This is a genomic window from uncultured Kriegella sp. (assembly GCF_963975415.1).
In the GTDB taxonomy this organism is placed as follows: domain Bacteria; phylum Bacteroidota; class Bacteroidia; order Flavobacteriales; family Flavobacteriaceae; genus Kriegella.
On the sequence record NZ_CAXBGN010000002.1, the window covers coordinates 147,786 to 170,676 of the forward strand.

Genomic DNA, 22,891 nt, shown 5'->3' on the forward strand with positions numbered 1-22,891 from the left:
AATGTAGAAAAAATAATTGTAAAAAAAACACATTTGTCAATTTTTATCCTAAAAAAATTACGAATCTGATATTTTTTTACCCTGAAAACAAAAAATATTATAATCTAATACGGAGATTATATAACCATAATCCTCTAAGGATTAAACGGTTTTACACCCCACCCAAATACTAAGCTCGAAAAAGCACGTTAATTGTTTTGTTCCTATTCAGAAATGGAACAGTTATAAACCTAAAAAGACTGAAGACCCCTATAAAGCTACGTTTAGCAATTGCCCCGTAAGTTGAAGAAGTTGAAGCTCTGCTAATTTGGCGTCATATTTGGCCAGATTTTTATTCGTCTGGGCATTTAATAAATTGATTTGGGCCTGTCTAAATTCAATGGAAGTAATACGACCCAATTGAAATTGTTCTTTCGAGCGTTCAAAGTTGTTCTGATTGGTCACCACATTCTGCTCTTGTATCTCAAAAATAGTCAAACGGTTTTCATATATGGCGAGTGCATTGGCAATATCCCTATCTACCTCTAGGGTCACTTGCTTCTGAAGTAGTTCTTGATTTGCATAGGCAATTTTTGCATTTTTAACCCGTACAGCGGTACCACCTCCATCAAAGAGGTTCCAAGTAAGACTTGCACCCAATCCAAAATTCAAGCTATTTCTATTGCTTCCAGGAATAACCTGTCCAGGAATAAACGAGGAAGCTGCACTTTGATTTAAATTCCAACCATAAGAGCCATTTAAACCCACAGTGGGTAAATATCCTGACTTATTAACCTTAATATCATAGTCATTGATGGCCATATTGCGCCGTGTTTGAAGAATGGCGACATTATTCTCTTTGGCTTGATTCACCAGTTCCTCTAATTGTAGTTTGGGGATAAAATGTACCAAAGTATCAACTTCGTAGACCGCATCAAGACTTTGATTTAAAACCACATTCAAATCACGCTTGGTATTCACTAATTGTTGCCTTGTATTTAAGAGGTTGATACTATCATTGGTCACATCTACTTGGGCATTTAAAATATCAAGCTTTGTATTTTGGCCATATTCAAACGAGTATTCGGCCCTCTTGATACGGTCGGTAGAAATTTCCAAAGCCTGTTGCAAAACATTTTCGTTTTCCGAAAGTCGTGCTACCTCAAAATAAACACTAAAAAGTTGAAGTAAGGTATTTTCTATGGTTTCCCTAGCCTGTAGCTCACTTAGGGCATACTGTTCTTTCAGTCTCTTATAATTGTAAAACCGCCCTAAGCCGTCGAAGATGGTGTAATCTACATTAAGGCCCGCACTATAAGACTGTGATTCGGCATGATTAATCTCAAGATCTGGCCGGGCCTGGCCATCTGCATCAAATTGGCCCGGATAGCCCGTAGTACTATTCAATTCATTATAATTCGCCCCTGCAGAGCCCGTTAAGCTAGGCAGATAACCCGAGTTTAACAAGCTTTGATTGTTGTCGGCAATCATCATCTCATTTTTGGCGACTTTTATACCGAAATTATTTTCAAGCGCCAGATTTACGGCATCCTCTTTTGACAATAAACCATCTTGGGGAAAAAGACTTCCAAAGACCATTAGCAATAGGCCACTTATAAGTATTCTCTTCATTCTTAGGACTATTCTTTACCTTCCATTTTTTGGGGTAGCTTCTTCAATTTCACCGAAGCTCCATTTAAAGCTTGTGTCGGTCTATCTTGCATATGCTGTTCCTCTTTTTGCTCCTTAATCGCACGCTCTACTTCTTCTTTGGTGATATCATTACCCGTCTTAAGCCATTTCGTAGTAACTTTCATCCTATTACTAAATGCCAAAAACAAAGGCAACAACAACAATGTAAGAACTGTTGCAAAAGCAATACCATACGCAATGGATATGGCCATAGGTTTCAAAAACTGGGCTTGTCTACTTCTTTCCAATAATAGGGGTGCCAAACCTGCTATAGTAGTTATAGAGGTCAAAAATATAGCTCTAAAACGAGAACGCCCTGCCTCAAAAATAGCATCATCAAATTTCATTCCGTCACGTAAGTTTCCGTTAAACTTACTAATGAGAACGAGACCATCATTAACCATAATACCTATTAGGGCGATAATACCTAACATAGAGAGAACATTTACGGGAAAACCATGAATCCAGTGACCCCAAGCTACCGCTGTTAAACTAAACGGCACCAATAAAATAAGTAACAAAGGTTGACTGAAACTTCGGAATGTAAATGCGATTGTAATGTAAATTAACAACAGTACCGTCAATCCGACCACCTTTATAGAGCTGGTCATTTTGGCAGCTTCTCTGTTTTGCCCCTCATAAGAAGCTGTGACCGTGGGATATTTCGATTGAATTTCAGGCATTATCACCGTGCGAATTTCATTCATAATATCTGTAGCACTTGTCGTTTTTTCGTTCTTAATATCTGCCGAAACTTGAATCTCACGTTGTCCTTCTAGATGGTTTATGGCAACATCTCCTCTTTCGATTGTATAGCTTGCAATTTCTTTAAAAGGCACCTTGTTTCCATCTGGGGTTGCAATACGCATTTCATCCAAATTGGTAATCGAAGATCGATTCTCTCGATCATATCTTACCCATACCTTAATTTCATCTTGACCTCTCTGAAAACGTTGTGCTTGGGAACCAAAAAAACCTGCTCTTACCTGGTTCATTACCGTACGGAGGTCTAACCCCAACAAAAAGGCATTTTCTTTGAGCTCTAGCCTTATTTCTTTGATACCGGCGGGATCATTGTCGGCCACATCTTTAAGTAGGGCATTATTTTCCAGCACTCCCTTCAGCTCTTTTTTTGCAGCTTTAAGTTCTGTAATATTATTTCCTAAAAGAGATACGGATACCGGACTACCACCAAAATTGCCCCCAGTACCATAAATAAGGCTTTCAACCCCAATCACGGGTCCCATCAATTCTTGAAGTCGATTGGTTACCATGTTAGAACTAATAACATCAGGTCGCTCTTCCCCTGGCAAAAGATTTATATCTAAAGAAGCAGCTGAACTACCCGGACCAATTTTTTTGATCGTATTTTCAAACAACTTTTTACCAGTTCCTTTCAGGTACTTATCCGTAAGTTCTTGGTTCACTATGATCGACTTCTCTTCAATCAGCGATATTATGGAATCGGTCACCTTCTCATTAGTTCCATTAGGCATCAACAAATCTACAGAAACCCGATCACTTGCCACGCGGGGAAAAAACGAGGTTCGAACAATTCCTCCTCCTACCGAACCCAAAGTAAGAAAAAGTGCTATCACAAAAAAAGCAAACATAAGCACTTTATAGCGCAGTCCGAAACGTAAAGCAGGGCTATATAGTTTATCTCTCATCCAAACCATAAAACGGTCTCCCATTTCGTTTATGACCCGAAGTTTGGCAAAGGCCTGTCCGACTTTTGTTTTGGGTTTCTTTTCCATAGGCTGCAAAGCTTTGGAATGTGCCAAATGTGCCGGCAGAATAATGAGCGCTTCCACCAATGAAACTACCAATGTAAGAATTACGATAACAGATACTTCACTAAAAATATCTCCTATTCTCCCATCTAAAAACAGAAAAATAGAAAAAGCCAGAACAGTGGTAATAATTGCTGAAACAATCGGTGGTATAACTTCCATAGTACCATCAATAGCCGCCTGAATCGGTGATTTTCCTTTTTCGTAATGCTGGTAAATATTCTCCGCTATCACAATACCATCGTCCACCAGAATACCGATAACGATAATCATACCAAAAAGCGATAGAACATTAATGGTTACATCAAAAAATCCGGCAAAAATAAACATCCCCAAAAAGGAAATCGGCAAACCAAATGCCACCCAAAAGGCTAAACGCGTATTCAAAAACAGCGATAAAAATATAAGTACCAAAATCATACCTACAATGGCGTTTTCGGTAAGTAATTGGGTACGTTGGTTAAGCGTAATACTACGGTCACTTACAACGTGCAGTTGTACATTATTATGCTTTTGGTTAAAATCTTCAATATATTCCTTTACTTTTTCTGCGGAACCAAGAAGATCTTCGGTATTGGTGCTTGTAATGGAGGCGCTTACCGAAAGGTTACCATCGAAGTAAGACGCATTGGGTGATTCTTCAAAGCGGTCGCGTATTATCGCTATATCTTTCAATCGTATCGTGCTACCGGAAGGATCTGCCCTGACTACCATATTAGACAACTCATCACCATAATAAGACCTATTATTGGCTCTAATCAAGTATTCTTCCGCATCGGTCTTTATATTGCCCCCAGTGACTAAGATGTTTGCATTTGCCACGGCTTGAGAGACTTCGCTAAAAGTAATATCATAAGCCAGTAGGCTGTTTTCATTAACGGCTATCTCTATTTCTTCCAAGGGATAGCCACTCATTTCTATTTGCGAAATACCATCTATCGCCCGAAGTTCGTTCTCAACTTGTCTACCAACTTGCTTTAAAGTAGCCAAGGGTATGTTCTCACCGCTTACGGCGAAAGTTATCGTTTCTCGAACCACTTCTAATTTCGAAACAATCAACGGCTCCATTCCAGTTGGAAATGTCGGCACTCTATCTACCGCATTCTTGACTTCCAAGAGCATAAAATCTATATCACGCCCTTTCTCGATTTCTACGTTGATAACTCCACTATTCTCACGGGCCGTTGATGTAACACGATCAACACCTTCAAGACCTTTTAAATTATCTTCGATTTGAAGCACAATACCCTCTTCCACCTCTTGTGGGGAAGCCCCCGGGTAAGTAATAGCGATGGTTATATTCTTAGAGTCGGTAAGCGGAAAATAGCTGGATTTTAAAGATGTCGCTCCAAATATACCAAAAGCCATAAAGGCCAAGACAACGACATCTACGGCTACGTGGTACTTTATAAAATATGAGATAATGTTTCTCATTAGTCTTCGGTTTTTGAGTTACTCTCATCAAAAACCTTAACCAACATGCCAGCATAGGCGCCTACCACTGGTTTTGAAACAATGGTCTGTCCGTCTGGTACATCTTTCAGCACCACTTTCTTATCGGAGAAGTAAACAGGTTTGACATCAATCAAATCTAAAATGGAATCTCGTACGACGAAAATCTTATCGTTTTCCAATAACAACCCTCTATCCACCTCGATGGCATTGCTTTCTTTCTTAGCGTTCAAGTTTGCCTCAAGATACATACCTTCCCGCAAACCTTCATCTTTAACCTCTATAAATGCTTTTATTGTTTGAGAGGCCTGGTCGACCCTACCATTTATACGGGCCACTTTTCCCGTGTACTTCTTGGTGCCATTTAAATTCACCAGTTCGACCATTTCACCAACCTTTAATAAATCGCTGTACGTTTTACTCACGGCAACCTCTAATTCATAGACATCAGTATTGATGAATTCACCTAATTTCTGCCCCGCCCTTATCAACGTTCCTTCAGTAACCAATGCCTCGGCAAGCACACCCCCGAAAGGGGCAGCAATACGATATTTAGACAAACGCTGCTCTAGGTTCTTGATATTGTAATAATTGGTAAGTATGCCACGACCGGAAATAAAATATTTCTCTTTCTCCGATGTCATTTCTGGTAAAGGAGGTGTACTTTCTTTGATATCAAAACCATTGAGATAATCTTGCCACTTTGAAAAGACCTCTGGATAGTCAAGTCGTAAATCGGGCATTATGGAGGTAATCAAATTGTACAACGTACTTTTTGCCGATTGCACACTAGCAGCATACTCTGAAGCATCGATTCGAATAATAGTCTCTCCCCGATTGTATACCTGACCCGCCTTAAACAGCTTATTACCACTTCTGAATACCCCTTGCACCTCTGCATACAATTCAACACGCTGTTTAGCCATTAAATTACCATTAGCAGGAACGACAATTGAAACCGTACCATTTTGAACGGTATCGACAAATACTGTTTTTACGACCTTCTCAGGGCGAGGTCTAAGTGTTTTCTTACTATTTACAATAGCCATTGCCCCATAAATGGAAGCCCCTATCAATAATACCCCTAAAATTGAAAGGATTATTTTTCTTGTATCCATGAAAATTGATTGGTCGTTAGACTGCAAAACTATCTATTAGTTTAAGCCTGTTTTGTTAAATATATCCTAAATGTCAATAGTGAATTTAAAAGGATGTTCCTTCTTTTAATTCATAAAACAATTATCGATGGTCTGGACCCCTTGTGTATGCACACATGCCAACTCCCATAAGCTTTGACAATCAATTCAATAACTCTAAGTCGATAAAAGAATACTCAATTAAAAACCATAAAAAAAGGGATGTATAAAACATCCCTTTCATTAATAATCAAACAGATTAAACTTAAAAATTAGCGGCTACTCATCATTATCATCTTCAAACTTCGTGTCGGCCATTCTTGTTCTACTAAAATCAACATCCTTAAAGTTTTGAGTATCCTCTTTTTTATCATAATCAAATACCGTGAATCGCGCTTCGTCCATCGATTGCAAACTTTTGAAAGAATTGAACTTATTGTTCTGTATCTGTAAAATACGCAGACTTGCCAATTGTCCGAACTCCTTAGGAATATCACCTTCTAGTTGGTTGTTGGCCAAAACCAACTCCCTTAATGACGTAAGGTTGCCTACCTCAGTAGGTATGGCACCTTCCAAATTATTTTCAAAAAGGCCCAAACTTTGCAAATGCACCAAGTTTCCTAATGAACCTGGTATAATACCTTTAAGTAAATTACTAGAAAGGTTAAGCACTCTCAAATTAACCAAGTTTCCTATGCTTTCAGGAATACTTCCCGTTAAAAGGTTGTTGAACATTACAAGCTCTTCTAGCTTCTCCATCTTACCTAAAGCCTCAGGGAGTGAACCTTTCAAACGATTCATCTCTAATCGAAGTACTTTTAAATCCTTTAACCTCACCAAATCTTTGGGAAGCTCACCGGAAATCGAATTAAAAGCAAGATTCAGAATTTCCAGATGTTCAAGTCGACCTATGCTTTCTGGCACCAGGCCCACTAAATTATTTCTAAATAAATTTATCTGTGAAACATGACCGTTAGTTACGGTAACCCCGTGCCACGTCGATACCGGTTCATCAAGGTTCCAAGTTTTCACCCATTCTTTGCCATTAGTGGCGTCATAAAATTCGATTAATGCTTTTTTCTCTTTATTGGGAACTTCGGCAAAAACCTGATTTCCGGCTGTGATTGTCAACATCAGAAAACAAATAAGCTTTTTCATAGATAGTTAGGTTACTTTAGATTATCGTAAATACTTAAAGAATTTACCTACAAAGTAACAATAAAACCCCTTGAAACGAAAAAAATATCGGTGAACAGCCCTATTATGTTGTGAAAGGTTAGATTGATGTGGTATAGCTAAAAAAGATTGATAATGCAAAGGTGATCAAGAAGTCATTTCCTCTAAACTTAAGGTTATCTCTTCCCAATTTTTCATTTGATCCTCCAACACTTTCTTTTTATTCTGATAATTATCAAAAAAACCAGGTTTGGCAATAGTCGCATCATAATCCATCAGAAGTTGGTGATCGATGTCGGCAATTTCCTTTTCTAGCGATGCTATTGAGCTTTCTACAGAACTAAGTTTGTTCTTTAGGGACTTTAGCTTTTTCTGGTCTTCAAAACTAACATGTTTCGTTATCGGCCTTTCTTTTTTGACCGTTTCTTTTTTCTTTTTTTCGATAGCCCTAAAATCATCGGCCTTACGTTGTTCCAGATAGTAATCGATATCACCTAGGTATTCCTTGATTTTACAATCTTTAAATTCATATACCTTATTGGTAAGTCCCTGTAAAAAATCCCTGTCGTGAGAAACCAAGATTAAGGTGCCTTCAAAATTCTGCAGTGCTTTTTTCAAAACATTCTTTGACTGAATATCAAGATGATTGGTAGGTTCATCCATAACCAAAACATTAAAAGGCTGTAAAAGCATTTTCGCTAACGCCAAGCGGTTCCGCTCCCCACCAGAAAGTACTTTAACATACTTCTCAACCTCATCGCCCCTAAACAGAAAAGAGCCTAAAATATCTCGGACCCTGCTCCTATTTTTTTCATTGGCCGCATCGATCATGGTATCCAAAATAGTTTTTTCCCCATTTAAATATTCCGCCTGATTCTGGGCAAAATATCCGATTTCAACATTATGTCCCAATTTTAAGTGGCCCTCATGATTTAGCTCGCCGACCATAATCTTTGCCAAAGTTGATTTACCTTGGCCATTCTGACCGACAAAAGCGGTTTTACTATTACGCTCAATAAGCAAATCTATGCCTTGCAGTACATTATGGTCTCCATAGCTTTTGGAGAGGTTTTCTATTTCGGTAACTACTTTACCAGGGGTTACGGAAATAGGAAAGCGTACGTTCATAGCGGCATTATCATCTTGATCTACTTCGATACGTTCCATTTTATCAAGCTTCTTTATGAGAGATTGAGCCATGGAGGCTTTTGTAGACTTTGCCCTAAATTTTTCTATTAGGCGTTCGGCTTGTTGAATTTCCCTTTCTTGATTTTTTTGAGCGTTGAGTTGCTGTTCTTTTATCTCGGACCGAAGCGTCAAAAATTTAGAATAGGGTTTGTTATAATCATAAATTCGGCCTAAAGAAATTTCAATTGTGCGGTTCGTCACATTATCTAAGAACATTTTGTCGTGAGATACAATGACCACAGCTCCCGGAAAGCTTTTGAGAAATTGCTCTAACCAAATAATAGATTCGATATCGAGGTGATTTGTCGGCTCATCTAAAAGCAAAACGTCATTGTTTTGCAATAGTAATTTCGCCAACTCGATACGCATACGCCATCCGCCGGAAAAGGTATCTGTTTTTTTATCAAAATCTTCTCTTTTGAAACCTAGTCCTAAAAGTATCTTCTCTGTTTCTCCCTGATAGTTATAACCACCTAAAATTTCATAGCGATGACTTACATCACTCAGGTCAATCATTAACTGGTTATAACCTTCACTCTCATAATCGGTTCTCTCAGCCAATTGGTGATTGATTTCCTCTAATTGAAACTCCAAGGCCTTGATTTCTTCGAACGCCTGATGAGCCTCCTCCAAGACAGACCTGCCTTGCTCAAAATCAATATCTTGTCTTAGAAAACCGACTTGAACATCCTTCTCCATCGCAATAACACCCGTATCTAGGGGCATATCTTTAGTCAACAATTTCAAAAGGGTCGATTTTCCCGCACCATTTTTACCAATCAGCCCTACACGGTCTCCGGCATTTAATCGAAACGATATTTCCTCGAAAAGATATTCGCCTCCAAAAGAAACGGAAAGATTGTGAATGTTGAGCATGTCTTTTTAATTATAGTTTTGTGCAGTCTCATTGCCGCTTCGGGTTCATATATGCTTGACCTACAACGTATATTCAAACCCTATTATTACCAATATATTTTAAATCTATCTGACCAGCCATCTGATCCCTGAATTTTAGCAATTATTTTTTAGCCTCAAGATAAAAATGGACAAAACCCTATCTTTGCCCAAAGATTTTGCAAATGTTAAAAAAAGGAAACAAACTGTACAGTATTTTAACAGGAACTTGCCCTAAATGTCATCTAGAAAGCATGTATAAGGATAAAAACCCTTATCATTTGGGCAATATTTTCAAAATGCAGGAACGTTGTTCGCATTGCGCAACGAAATATAAAATAGAACCTTCTTTCTTTTATGGTGCCATGTATGTTAGCTATGGGGTCGGTATTGCCTTTGCTGTGGCCGCTTTTGTAATAGCTTTTTTGTTCATCGGAACCTCTTTGATAACCGCCTTTATTGCCATTGTAGCTACAATGATTCTCTTCATGCCCATTATCATCCGGTTATCAAGAAACATTTGGATCAACTTTTTTATTAAATACGACCCCAAGGCCTTTAAGGGTTGAGCCTCATCTTTTCCAAATCGCTTTATTTATGTTTGATTTCCGGAACGTTTTTTTTTCGATCAAACCGAATGAGCAATAAATTGCTGGCCATTATCAAAAGTCCGCCTAGAACCATATGAACACTCAATACTTCATTAAAGAACAAATAACCGAAAAGTACGGCACTTACTACTTCCAAATACATTAAAGTTGATGCAGTTGCAGCTTTCAAATATGTGAGGCCGTGAAAGAATAGGCCAAAAACCAATATTCCAGCTATGAACCCGAACAGGGTCCCAAGCCCTATGTCTACTATTTCAGCATTACCAGCACCCATAATAAAAAATGGCAGAAATATAAACACCCCTAATACATTTTGATAAAATATCATTTCAAGACTATGATAGTTTTCGACCTCCGATTTAAAAAGTACTACCGTAGCCGCATTTGCGAATGAAGCCCCGAGTGCGGCAAGCATCCCTAAAAAGTCTCGGCTCTCAAAAGAGAATGGCTTATCGGAATATGCCAATACAATACCTAAAAAAGTTAAGACAAGAAGAAAAGACTGATATTTCGCTACTTTCTCTCCAAGAAATAAGAACCCTAAAAGGGCGACCATAATAGGCCACGTATAAAACAATATCACGGCATTACCGATCGAAGTATAGATAAAGGCAATAAGATATAAATAAATACGCAAGGAGTTGATTAGAGCGCCCACCATCATTTTTCGGTAGTTGCCACGAAAAGGTTTTACACCATTCAACAACATCCAAGCAAAAACAATGGCAGTCGGTACAGCCGTGCGAAACCAAGCAATAGAAGTAGCATCAATGCTATCGATACTTTTTATTATAACACCACTTGTGCCAGCAATCAAGGCTCCTAATACAACGCCATATGTAGCCTTGCCTTTCAATTTACAACGAATCGTTCAATGTTCATTTCCTTATTAATGGGACTTTGGTATTCTATAAACTCATATAACAGTTTAGCTGCGTACGGGCCGATGATAACTCCCCGAGAACCTAATCCATTCAGTACATAAAGGTTTTTGTGAACTGCATGCCTTCCTACCAGAGGCTTTCTATCTGTGACGGTAGGCCTAATGCCCGCCGAATGGCTTTCTATCTCATAGTCACAGCTTACGAACGCTTCGAATTTCTTCACCAACTCTGATTTGGCTTCTAAAGTGGGAGTATTGGTTTTATCATTTCTTTCGTAAGTTGCTCCGATACGATACCGATTATTCCCTAGGGGAATTACGAATACCGATGACTTAATGACATTTTCCTCCTTTAAATCGGCCGACCTTATGGTCAAGAGTTCACCCTTGGTGCCATTCAATGGTAAATATTTGAAATAGGGGTTCTGTCTTAACCCAAAACCTTCGGCAAAAACAATGTGTTTCGCCTCGAACGTTTTGTACGCTATGCCATTTTCTCGAATATCAAAAGCATCATAATCAAAGGTTTCGGAAACCAATTGCCCTTTTCTTCTTAAATAGTCGCGATATGCTAGAAGTAACTTCCCCGTATCTATTCTTCCAGTATGTTTAACTTTGCCATAGCCATAGGGCGCGTCAATCGACCTGTTCTTATTTTGCCGTATTTCTGTGGATAAAAAGTGTTGTAGTCCTTTTTTATCAGATGCCTCAAACCATGAGTTTTGTTCCGCTATCGATGCAAAACGACGAAATACGGGAACTTTATGATCTAATTGCAATCCCATTTTTCTTTCCAATTCTTTGTAATGCGGAATAGCAATATCTAGCTGCTCTTTGGCATTCCAGGCCAAAGTAAATCTTTTTAGAATAACCGGGTTGTACAATCCCGCGGCCACCAAAGATGAAGTTTGGGAATCATCGCTTACAACCATAAACGATTTATTGTGCTTTTCTAATTGTTCACAAAAAGAAACTCCCGCAAGACCGAGACCAACGATTATATAATCTACCATGGGCGCAAAGGTAGATAATTGGATTTCATACTACGAAACAGAAGGGTATATATGAAATCAAAAATGCATAATCGTAAAGAGAAGGGCCGGACTTTGCATAAAAAAACGTCCTGATGGCTAGCCATCAGGACGTTTTGTACTTTTGAATTGGAATGTATTATTTTTCTAGGATTTAATCAAACCCTATTTGAAATAACGCCTTAGCGTCTTTCAAATCAGAAGCTCATCAATAGGCCCACATATCTTGTTCCCTATCTCTGATGACCTCCTTAATTCGCTTGGACTCCAGCAATTGGAACAACGAATTATCGGATATATAATCATTGATTACCCGGTCACCATGGACATTATCTTCACGATAAATCACACCATTAAACCGTCTTGCATTCAGCAACATATCAAAAGATAAGGGTTGTGCCGAATTGCGTTGATTAAACACCTTTGCATCATGCAGTACTTGCCTAGCACTTGGGTACCATACCCAGAACAACTCCACTTTGGCGTCCGCAGGATCCATAGAATCATCATCAATAAAGTTCACATCGGGAGCTACCGGGGCAATACCCAACAAACGGTACTTAAGCTCTCCTAAACGCTTATCGAAATACCACATCCCTTTGATACGATACTCTTCAATATCGGCAGCGGTCAATTCTCTACGGTTTACGTATTCCATAGAAAGTTGTTCCCCCGCATTGATCTGTTCATACCCGAGATCGGTAGTATCTACTTTCTGCAACGTAGCTGCCAAATCACTGAAATTTCTCTTTTCACTGAAATAAGAGTCTACATATATATCCGTGAGTTTTCCATTTTTGATGTTTTTCATAAAAACATCATATAAGGATCTTCTGTCTGCACCAATATCAATGGTATCGACCGGATAATACAGCGGAAAGTTGACACGCTCATCAAGATCGATGGTTTCCCAAACAGTCTTTGACCAAAGAATATCTCTGTCGTCAACATAACCGTATTCCAAGGGAGCATCATTATCAAGCTCTTTTTGAGCCTCCGTTTTCTTGCCAATCTCCTCTGGCTTCTTGGCGTTCAAAATGTTCGCCTGGGCCATAATGGACACCGGCAATAAGCTAACGGCTCCGATTAATAAAACATTCTTCCAATTCATAATCATTAATTATACTAGTTACTAGTTCGTAAGCTCTATAAAAACGTTTGATACCTTCTTTAATTTATAACTCTTGTTGTTGGTAATATATGCTTGAACATCGAATATCTGTACTGCATCACCACGCTTGGCTCTTTTCAAGGCAGACTTGGCCCGTGCGTCCAATTTATTACCATTAACCTTAACCGTAGGTTGACCCGGCACTTTAAAGCTAAATCCGCTAACAGCAAGTTTCAAATCAAAGTCAAAGTCTTCAAGAATGGCTCCGATAGTCGAAATCTCAAGGTTATTCCTTGGCATTTTAACGCTACCGCTTTCTCCTCGTATCGTACTTGAAGGTCTTGGGATATCTTTAATCCTAAATTCAGCAGGGGTAGAAATACGTTGACCATCTGGTAATGTACCGGAAGCAACAATTTTAACGGTTCTACCCGTACCTGGGTTCATAATATACTTGCTTGAACTAACTTTCTTAAGACCAGGAGCAGATGCGGTAACTTTATTATCTGGGATACCAGGAATTGAGATACTCATAGGGTTAGCTACCCCACGATATACAACGTTCATTTTATCAGCAGCTATCAAGGCCGCATTAGGTTTCGATATTGTTGCAAAGGAGTTCTTTACCGGAACTTCAATTTCTTTACCATCTTGCATGAAGTACATAGTACCAGCAACTTCATGGTCACCTGCATTACCAGAACTAATGAGCATTTTTATACCACCAGGCTCTATCTTGTAATCAGGACCTTCGGACAATTTTCTGCCGTCCAATGTCAACTCAGCCCTTACAGGCGTAGAAGAATTGTCAGTTTTACTTATGATAATCTTACCATCATATTTTTCTCCAGTATAATAAGCCGATTTTTTAGCGAGTAACGAAGTAGCAAAATTCTTCAAAGAAACTTGCTCTGTCAACTCACCTGCCAACATCGATTTCAAGGCATCTTCCTCAGTGGCCTTAATATCGGCCTGCAATGCAGTCAATTTGGTCAATGAAGCTACCAAAGGAAATCTTTCATACTGGTAATTAATCCAATCAACCTTATCACCGCTTCGGTTCTCAACTTTACCGTTCTCATCACCTGTTTGGAAACGCGCCATAACAGATTCCTTGACATCTTTCATTGTCGCTGGTAAAATATTGATAACACCATCACGATAATTGTTGATTCTATTTAAGAAGTCTTCACCTTCAGGAGTCAAATTATCTCCTTGGAAAAACTTTCCATCTAAGAAATCAGATTTATCCATTACCTGGTAATCTGTAGGATCCTCAACATCTTCCAACATTCCGTCTTTCAATGATTGTAGGTAATCGTAATACTCTTGAGACATCTCTTTGATTTGACCAGCTTTGGCGTATAAATCACCATATTTAGCCGCATCTTCAGATGCTTTGGTACTAAGTCCATCTAAGAAAGCTAGGTTACTTTCTGTGGTTTTTGCGTTTGAAGTCTCCATTTTTACGTTCATCAAACCGAACGCTGCCAGAACTTCTTTACTCATGTTTAACGCCAGCATAGCGATGAAGATCAAATACATTAAGTTGATCATCTTCTGACGTGGTGTTGCTTTTCCTCCTGCCATGTTTTCTAATTAGTTTTTAATTAATAATTGATTTGGGGTTAACTAAAACTAATTAGTTTCTGTTCATGGCTGTCAACATACCGCCATAAACACCGTTCAATGAAGAAAGGTTGGTAGCCAAAGATTCCATTTGATCTTTAAGTGCAGAGGCATTCTGAACAACTTCTTCGTTAACCGAAGCTTGTTTGCTCGCACTTTCCAACTGAACTTTGTACAAGCTGTTCAATGACTCCATTTGAGCAGCGGCCTCAACCATCTCATCTGAATATTTTTTGGTAGATTCCATGGCATCTACAGTTGGAGCAATACCCTTGGCAGCACCTTCGAAGTTTCTGATACTAGACCCAAGGCTTTCCATCAAGTTGGCATCAACACCAGCTTCTTGCAACAATTCATCTAATTTTTTAGACAAAGAAGTTTCAGCTTCTTTCACTTCGGCTAGTTCGTTGCTCTTCTTTACTGAAGGCGCACCACCTGCCAATTCTGGATAAACCAAAGACCAATCGTACTCGTCGTCTACAGGTTCAAATGCACTGATTGCAAAGATAAGAGCCTCGGTAATAAGACCAACCGCTAAAAGTAATCCACCTGTTAGGGGACCAAATTCCCAGTGAAGAATCTTGAACAAAGCTCCAATAATTACTACAGATGCTCCTAGGCCATAGGCCATGTTAAATAATTTTTTTGTTGATTTTGACTGTGCCATAATTTTAAATTTAATTTAAGGTTCGAAATAATTAAAAAGATTTGGTTAAAATTTGATTTTCCGATAATTAATCGGGGTGTATTTAATTGCGTATTTACTATTTATTGTATTTGCGTATTTACTGTTTATTGCGTTGAGTCTTCTTCGCCCATGTAATCTTGAACTGTTCTAAAGCCAACATAACTACGTGCAGAATCGGCGTACTCATAATCTCTGGTACTCACCTGTAGAAAGTAAGCAACATCTTTCCAAGATCCACCCCTAATTACTTTTCTTGCATTACTGCCATCACCAACATTGGGGTTCATAGTAGAAACATATTCGTATGCATTGGGGTCATAGCTAGAGTTTGTCCATTCAGAAACATTGCCCGCCATGTTGTACAAGTTAAAATCGTTAGGTTCATACGATTTGGCCTCTACGGTATATAGTGCGGCATCGGCGGCATAATCACCTCTCTGTGGTTTGAAGTTCGCCATAAAACAACCGGTATCACTAATCACATAAGGACCTCCCCATGGGTACGTACCTCCTTCGATACCTCCTCTTGCCGCATATTCCCATTCAGTTTCAGTAGGTAATCTAAATTGATTTACGAATTGTTTGCCACGATTTTTTTGATCGTCATTCTTAAATTTAGTCCTCCAGTTACAGAATGCTTTTGCCTGTTCCCAAGAAACACCGACCACAGGATATTCACTATAGGCATCATGCCAGAAATAATCATTGTGCATTGGTTCATTATACGAATATTCAAAATCTTTAATCCAAACGGTTGTATCAGGATAGATCTCTAGTTCTTCGTGACGGATAAAATCTTTTCTCCTACCACTTCTAGCTCTAGCTGCAGCATCGATATCCATCCAACTATATTTAAACTTCAGCTGCGTTACATCGACCGTACGCTGACCATTATAAGATTCTTCTTCAGGAATATACAATGAATCCATCACTTCAGTATAGTATTCATCAGGGTATTCAGAAATATCCCATATCAACTCTTCATCTTTGTTCAAAGCCCTGCCTTCATATCCTGTTTCGCCCATTCCGGCATAATTATCCAACATATATTTATCATAGACCGAAGCCTTAGTTGTATCGGCATCCTTAAAAGCGTAATCACCAATACCGCCATCTTCAGGTCCAAGACCAAGTTCATCTGCAAGAATTGCCAATTTTGTTCTAGTAATGGAATCTTTGACCCACTCTACAAACTGACGATACTCACTGTTAGTAATCTCGGTATCGTCCATATAGAAAGACCGCACCGTTACCGTCTTGGCAGGTGCATTAAGAACTTTAGCCTGATCTTCTTCACTTTTACCCATAATGAAAGCTCCTCTGGGGATTAGCTCCATTCCATAGGGTTTTTCGGGGTACCATCTTTTTCCCTTGGCTCCGACTAGCTCTCCCTTTGTTTTAGACCCACAACTCGTGAGTAAAAAAACAAACGCTATAGATGATAACAATAGCTTTTTCATACTTTAGGTTAAATTTCGATTATGGTTATAAACTTCGAACACATGTATTTATTCTATTCTCTAAAACTACGTTTTGCTTAAATTATTGTATTGAAAGCAATTATACCTTAAAAAATATTTCAATTAATTCAGTCCTTTTTTATAGGCCTTAAACCACCGTTCTGGAATGTTTTGGTTACATGCTTCCAAATAGTCCTTTTCGGCGCATGGTAATAACGCAGGCGAGTTTATTTTATTATGCTCAGCTAGAAGGGAAGGCACTTCGACCCACCACCTTTCGGTAAGCAAGCTTTTGTAGTATACTAATTGTTCAGTTTCGGTCGGTACTATGTATTTTGTAAAGTCGTCGTCTTTATCTTGTGGAGTTTCTTTTATCCTAAAATTAAAACCTTCAATAAAATACCAGATTATTTGCGCCATTAGTTGACACGACTGATTCGCATTCTCCATTTCATAGATACCAAAAACCATAACGTCTTCACTTATGCCTGCATACCTTGCAATTGCGCATATCTCACGACCTGTAAAACCGTTGGGGGAAAAATTATTAGAAAAACCTACTTCACTTGCTCTAATGGAACGAGCATCCAAACTTATTGCATGGGCATTTCTTAATAAAGGTTCTACAGAAGAAATATCTGCCGTAATCTCTCCCAAACGATAAGCGTCAAAAAAAAGGCGCTCCATTAAGTCTAGCTCTTCTTGAGCATTATAATAGCTCTGGTAACCGATATTGGTAAAATTAAAGAGGTTGTTTGGCTTATCGGTAATGATCTTACTCATATAGGAGTTAGAGGAAATAAGCTCTTCATCCATACCAAAATCAAAACGGCTATCGATTGCGACCAGATTTATGCGGTCTTTAATTTCGTCAAACGCACGGTAAACGGCATAAGTAATGTCTTGAGTGGCTCCTAAAACAATAGGCACGATATTCTCTTTCAGAAGAACGGCCACTATCTCTTTCACCACAAAATATGTATCCTCAACAGTTTCCCCTTCTTCCACATCACCTATATCGATGATTGAAGAGTTCCAATTGCCCATCAATAACTTATACAATTGGATTCGAATTGCCGAAACATCTAGTTTTTCCGGTTTTTTCTCAAAGGCATTTCTAGACTCCCTCACCCCTATTAAGGCTACAGCGGTATTGTCAAATTCAGGAAATCCGTTATTTGCCGAGTGCTTACGAATCTTTCTACCCAATGCCTGGACAGGCAATAATTCACAATGGGCCAACACCTTATCGGCAACAGGAACTAAAAAATCAAATGCTGCGTTCATTATTTACGCTTCGATTTTGGCGTAGTCTTTTTCTTTTTGGGCGTCTTTTTTTCAATAAGGGCCTTTGCTTCTTCTAAGGACACCTTTGTAGCATCTACCGACTTAGCAATCTCTACTTTAATCTTGCCCTTTATAATATTGTGTCTCCCCCATCGTGCTTTTTCAATACGAATACCCTCTTCTGGCCATTCTTGTATCAATTTATCTATTTCCTTTTGTTTTTTGACCTCGATCAACTCCTCAATATCTTGTTGGGAAAGGTTATCAAAATCGTATTTCTTGTTCACATTGATGAACATACCATCCCATTTTATAAATGGCCCAAAGCGACCAGTGCCTTTGGTAACTTCTTTGTCTTCGTAACTGGCAATCGGGGCGTCTGCCTTTTGCTTTGCTTTAATCAGCACAATTGCCCTTTCCATATCAACATCAAAAGCGCTTTCCCCTTTTTCCAAGGAAACAAACTTTTTACCAAAGCGAACGTATGGACCGAAACGACCTACATTGGCTTCAACCTCCTCCCCTTCATAAACTCCTAATTTACGGGGAAGCGTAAATAATTCCATTGCCTCATCATACGTAATGGTGTTCAATGATTGCTCTGGCAAAAGACTTGCAAAGACCGGCTTCTCTTCTTCTTCGGCAGTGCCCATCTGTACCATAGGGCCGAACCTTCCCAGACGTACAGAAACCTGTCTTCCGGATTTTGGATCGGTACCCAAAACACGTTCACCACTTGCACGATCGGCATTCTCTTCAACATCTAGCACAATAGGATGAAAGTCTTTATAAAAATCTTTCATGACTTTTTGCCAATCTTCATCACCCTCGGCAATCTCGTCAAAATCTTCTTCGACTTTGGCGGTAAAATTATAATCAAGGATGTTCGCAAAATGGCTTACCAAAAAATCATTTACAATCATACCGATATCGGTAGGCACCATTTTTCCCTTATCGGAACCTATGGTCTCGGAGAGCCCTTTTTCTTTCACAGCGCCAGATTCCAATATCAACTGGGCATACTTACGTTCGACACCTTCTACAGAGCCTTTTTCGATATACCCTCTATTCTGAATCGTGGAAATTGTTGGGGCATACGTAGATGGCCTACCTATACCTAGCTCTTCCAGTTTTTTCACAAGGGAAGCTTCCGTGAACCGATATGGTGGTCGTGTAAAACGTTCCGTGGCCGAAATATATTGATTTAATAAGGCGTCACCGACATTCATAGCAGGAAGCATTCCTTCTTGCTCTTCAGCAGTATCTTCCTCATCCAATCCTTCCATATAAACCTTAAGAAAGCCATCGAACTTGATGACCTCACCATTGGCCGTAAATTCTTGTGAATGTGTGCTTGCCTTAATCTTAACATTGGTTCGCTCTAATTGGGCGTCACTCATTTGCGAGGCAATCGTACGTTTCCATATCAATTCGTATAATTTCGACTGATCACGTTCTAGTGAGGGAGACTGCCGGGTCATATCGGTTGGCCGGATAGCCTCATGCGCTTCTTGTGCCCCTTTCGTCTTCCCCTTGAAATTGCGTACCGAACTATATTGTTCACCATAATTGTCAATAATGGCGTCTTTAGCAGCATTGATTGCTTCTCCCGAAAGGTTGACGCTATCGGTTCTCATATAAGTTATTAATCCCGCCTCATACAGTCGTTGTGCTACTTGCATGGTACGACCAACTGAAAAATAAAGCTTTCTAGAAGCCTCTTGCTGCAATGTCGAGGTGGTAAAAGGTGCCGATGGCGACTTCTTGGCCGGTTTTTTATCTAAGCTCCCGACCGAAAAATCAGCTCCAATATTTTTTTTCAAAAAGCTCTCAGCCTCTTTTTTCGAGGAAAAAGTTTTATTCAGTTTCGCCGTAAAGATGTTACCATCTTCAGTTTTAAACTCTGCCGCAATTTTAAATGACCCTTCGGGAACAAAAGCATCGATATCGCGCTCACGCTCTACAATCAAGCGAACTGCAACTGATTGCACTCTACCAGCGGAAAGCCCTGGTTTAATTTTTTTCCATAACACGGGCGATAGTTGATACCCGACTAATCGATCCAAGACTCTTCGGGCCTGTTGGGCATTTACGAGGTTATAATTTATTTCCCGAGGGTTCTCAATGGCCTTTTGTATGGCCGACTTCGTAATGGAGTTGAACACGATACGTTTGGTCTTACTTTTATCAAGACCAAGTGTTTCTACTAAATGCCATGAAATAGCCTCTCCCTCTCGGTCTTCATCACTAGCCAACCATATAGTTTCGGCTTTTGCCGCTAAATCCTTTAGCTTTTTAACTAAAGCTTTCTTGTCTTTATCAACAATATATTTAGGTTCAAAATCATTATCAACATCTACACCCAGTTCTTTGGAAGGCAAATCGGCGATATGCCCAAAACTGGACTCTACCTTATAATCCTTTCCTAAAAATTTCTCTATGGTCTTTGCCTTAGCAGGCGACTCTACAATAACTAAATTCTTGGCCATTCATGGTTTTTTGATGCAACAAAAGTAGTTGAATTTTTTAATTTGTTCCAACACCCTATATATATGTATAAAAAAACGCCCTATTTCAGTAAGGCGTTTCAATCGAAATTTTTAAAGATTTAATGCAGCGGCAACGCACTAATCAACGTAATATCTTTTTCAAGGTAGGCGTATTGATAGAGTACACCGTCCCCGACCATGAGCAGGTTATCATTTAATGGTATCACGTCAAACGTATTAATATTTTTGAAATGGTTCAAAGTTGTCAAATCTTCAACATTTGTTTTGTCGTAAACTTTCAATCCAGATTCACCATCACAGACAAATAACTTCTCATCTTTTATACCGAGTCCATAAGGTCCATCCATAGGGTAGCTCACTTTCAACTCAGGTTGCGAAATATTGGAGATATCAATTATAAAGAGTCCGCTTTCGGTAGCACCACATTGGTTGCCCCCTCTTAGGGTGACATAGGCATAATCACCATCGACGACAACAGGGTCACAGGCAGTGCCGTGTTGAAATTCGGAAACTAAAGTAGGTGTTGCCGGAGCGGCGATATCATATATATACATACCACGCATACTACCCAAAAACAAATAATGACCTTGGTTGAAAATGGTTTCAATATCGAACCCGGCATATACATCTTCGAGATCTTTAGGGTTTTCTAAATCGGTAATATTAAAAACATTGATATTATGGCTATCTACGGCGTAAAGAAAGTCGTCAACTATTTTAAACCGAGCCAAAGAACCCCCTTGACCTACAGATACATCATTGGCCACTTCGGCAAAAAGAACATCATCCATTCTATTCACAAACTGACTTTCGTATTCCTCGACCGACCGTTTTTCGGTCACCAGTTCCCAACCAACGATCATTTCATTTTCGTAATCTACATCTTCCCATTCGAAAAAATCGGCCTGGGCAGGCCAGACCACATTGTCTCTAAGCACATTTTCCAATCGATTTACTATCGTAATATCTTCGAGGTTCGAAATGTCGAGTACGACCAAATCGGTAAGACTATCGGCATATAGATAGTCGTCTTTCACCGAAATATCTACATTGCCGGCAATTTTGATAAAAGAAACTTTTTTAGGATTTTCCGGATTGCTATTATCGATTACATGTACACCCCTGAATTTATCATTCACAAAAATATAGTTTTGATAGGCATAAATTTTTCCTGAACTCTCAATAGGCGCAGGTGGTAAAATAGTAACACTATTCTTAAATTCTGTCTTGGAAATTTTCAAGGGGCGAGCCACCTGATAATCGGCATATTTCTCTTGATCCTCGCTTTTATCACAAGAAACGAACAGTAGCGCACTGACAAACAGCAACAGCAATATTTTGTCTTTCATCACTATTTTAATTGTGGGGTTATATACTATCAAGATGTCAAAATTCAATTGAAGTTGCGTCTAAAAGAGGCAAAAATTGTAACCCCTTTCAATCTTAATGAATGACTACCCTGCTCTCTGTCAAAATATTATAACGGAAATTAGCCGTTATAAATCAAAAGTTTTGATAGAGCGTGGTTGTTATTTGGCTTCGCTGTCTAAAGCCTATCGTCAAAAGTTTTTTCTCCTTTAAGGGTTTTAAATCAAAAGGAGCCTCGGTCAATACCACACCACTTTTTTTTCTCAACCTGATGTCATAATCTGTCGGCTTATCTATATTGGGAACGAATTCAGCAAAAGGCAAGTGTTCGGTGACCACAAGAAACCGATATTCCCTCAATTTTGGCATAAGCATCAAAATCTCTTCATTGGATAAATGCTGTAACACCTGACGTACAATAGCACAATCTCCTTCAGGAAGTTTTTCTTGAATAATATCTAGACATTCAAACATCAACTTATCTCCCTTAAACAGGGTTTGATTTCGTTGAATCAAGGCATCTACTACGTCGATACCGACATATTCTTTTGAGTAAGACACCAATTGACGTCCCACATTAAAATCCCCGCAGCCCAAATCACAAACAACCAATTTCTCATCTAGGGAAGCAAGCCATTTGGTAACCGCGAGAATATAGGGCTCCACAATTTTTTGCTTATGTGAACCTGAACCCGAATAAAAGGGTTCATTTTTACCGCCCCAAAGGTTTTCTTTATAGACTTCCGTCATCACTTCCTTCACAGTTCTAGTCTTTTGGTCTTTTTTTTCCATATCATTCTTCAACATAAACGAGCATATTTATTTTATCGTCGAGTATAATTCTTATCAAAACAAAGGAATGACTTATGGCAATTTAATCATTCCCTATAACTCTCAAGACCGACCATTGCATATTCTTCGAGCCTTAAATCGGGAGTTTAACCAAAATTTATAACTGCCATATTGTCACTATCGTAGAATTAGCATTATCTTTGTCTCCCCG

Annotated in this window: 16 protein-coding genes; 1 reads left to right on the forward strand and 15 read right to left on the reverse strand. The window is 39.1% G+C overall.

The window, feature by feature from the left end; genetic code table 11:
- Positions 1–249: 249 nt before the first annotated feature.
- The 5 genes from AACZ88_RS04460 to AACZ88_RS04480 form a co-directional block, all read right to left on the reverse strand.
- Positions 250–1,611: a TolC family protein gene (locus AACZ88_RS04460; RefSeq protein ID WP_339706796.1), complete on the reverse strand. Its 1,362-nt coding sequence runs from the start codon at positions 1,609–1,611 to the stop codon at positions 250–252.
- A gap of 8 nt (positions 1,612–1,619) precedes the next feature.
- A complete protein-coding gene (locus AACZ88_RS04465) occupies positions 1,620–4,898 on the reverse strand; it encodes an efflux RND transporter permease subunit (protein WP_339706799.1) in 3,279 nt (1,092 codons plus the stop codon).
- A complete protein-coding gene (locus AACZ88_RS04470) occupies positions 4,898–6,034 on the reverse strand; it encodes an HlyD family efflux transporter periplasmic adaptor subunit (RefSeq protein WP_339706802.1) in 1,137 nt (378 codons plus the stop codon). The genes AACZ88_RS04465 and AACZ88_RS04470 overlap by 1 nt, the downstream gene beginning before the upstream one ends.
- A gap of 297 nt (positions 6,035–6,331) precedes the next feature.
- On the reverse strand, positions 6,332–7,210 hold the full coding sequence (locus AACZ88_RS04475) for a leucine-rich repeat domain-containing protein (RefSeq protein ID WP_339706805.1): 879 nt from the start codon (positions 7,208–7,210) through the stop codon (positions 6,332–6,334).
- Between the two features lie 165 nt (positions 7,211–7,375).
- Positions 7,376–9,292, reverse strand: coding sequence for an ABC-F family ATP-binding cassette domain-containing protein (locus tag AACZ88_RS04480; protein WP_339706808.1), 1,917 nt, complete (start codon positions 9,290–9,292; stop codon positions 7,376–7,378).
- 203 nt (positions 9,293–9,495) lie between these two features.
- On the opposite strand from AACZ88_RS04480, the gene AACZ88_RS04485 reads away from it, so the two are divergent.
- Positions 9,496–9,879: a DUF983 domain-containing protein gene (locus tag AACZ88_RS04485; protein ID WP_339706811.1), complete on the forward strand. Its 384-nt coding sequence runs from the start codon at positions 9,496–9,498 to the stop codon at positions 9,877–9,879.
- Between the two features lie 22 nt (positions 9,880–9,901).
- On the opposite strand, the gene AACZ88_RS04490 is transcribed toward AACZ88_RS04485, so the two are convergent.
- The 10 genes from AACZ88_RS04490 to AACZ88_RS04535 form a co-directional block, all read right to left on the reverse strand.
- Positions 9,902–10,777 (reverse strand): DMT family transporter, encoded by an 876-nt coding sequence (locus AACZ88_RS04490; RefSeq protein ID WP_339706814.1) that lies wholly within the window; start codon positions 10,775–10,777, stop codon positions 9,902–9,904.
- Positions 10,774–11,817, reverse strand: a complete 1,044-nt coding sequence (locus AACZ88_RS04495; RefSeq protein WP_339706817.1) for an FAD-binding oxidoreductase — start codon at positions 11,815–11,817, stop codon at positions 10,774–10,776. Before AACZ88_RS04495 ends, AACZ88_RS04490 begins: the two co-directional genes overlap by 4 nt.
- Positions 11,818–12,043: 226 nt before the next feature.
- Positions 12,044–12,946, reverse strand: a complete 903-nt coding sequence (gene gldN / locus AACZ88_RS04500; RefSeq protein WP_339706820.1) for a gliding motility protein GldN — start codon at positions 12,944–12,946, stop codon at positions 12,044–12,046.
- A 21-nt stretch (positions 12,947–12,967) separates the two neighbouring features.
- Positions 12,968–14,536: a gliding motility protein GldM gene (gldM, locus tag AACZ88_RS04505; protein ID WP_339706823.1), complete on the reverse strand. Its 1,569-nt coding sequence runs from the start codon at positions 14,534–14,536 to the stop codon at positions 12,968–12,970.
- A gap of 52 nt (positions 14,537–14,588) precedes the next feature.
- Entirely contained in the window at positions 14,589–15,242 is a 654-nt protein-coding gene (gene gldL / locus AACZ88_RS04510) for a gliding motility protein GldL (protein ID WP_339706826.1), read from the reverse strand.
- Positions 15,243–15,367: 125 nt separating this feature from the next.
- A complete protein-coding gene (gene gldK, locus AACZ88_RS04515) occupies positions 15,368–16,723 on the reverse strand; it encodes a gliding motility lipoprotein GldK (RefSeq protein ID WP_339706829.1) in 1,356 nt (451 codons plus the stop codon).
- Between the two features lie 123 nt (positions 16,724–16,846).
- Positions 16,847–18,010 carry a formimidoylglutamase gene (locus AACZ88_RS04520; RefSeq protein ID WP_339706831.1) on the reverse strand — a complete coding sequence of 388 codons (1,164 nt, stop codon included), beginning with the start codon at positions 18,008–18,010 and terminating at the stop codon, positions 16,847–16,849.
- Positions 18,010–20,499, reverse strand: coding sequence for a type I DNA topoisomerase (gene topA, locus AACZ88_RS04525; protein WP_339706834.1), 2,490 nt, complete (start codon positions 20,497–20,499; stop codon positions 18,010–18,012). Before topA ends, AACZ88_RS04520 begins: the two co-directional genes overlap by 1 nt.
- A 119-nt stretch (positions 20,500–20,618) precedes the next feature.
- Positions 20,619–21,869, reverse strand: coding sequence for a hypothetical protein (locus AACZ88_RS04530; protein WP_339706837.1), 1,251 nt, complete (start codon positions 21,867–21,869; stop codon positions 20,619–20,621).
- 154 nt (positions 21,870–22,023) lie between these two features.
- Positions 22,024–22,695, reverse strand: coding sequence for a class I SAM-dependent methyltransferase (locus AACZ88_RS04535; RefSeq protein ID WP_339706839.1), 672 nt, complete (start codon positions 22,693–22,695; stop codon positions 22,024–22,026).
- Positions 22,696–22,891 lie beyond the last annotated feature (196 nt).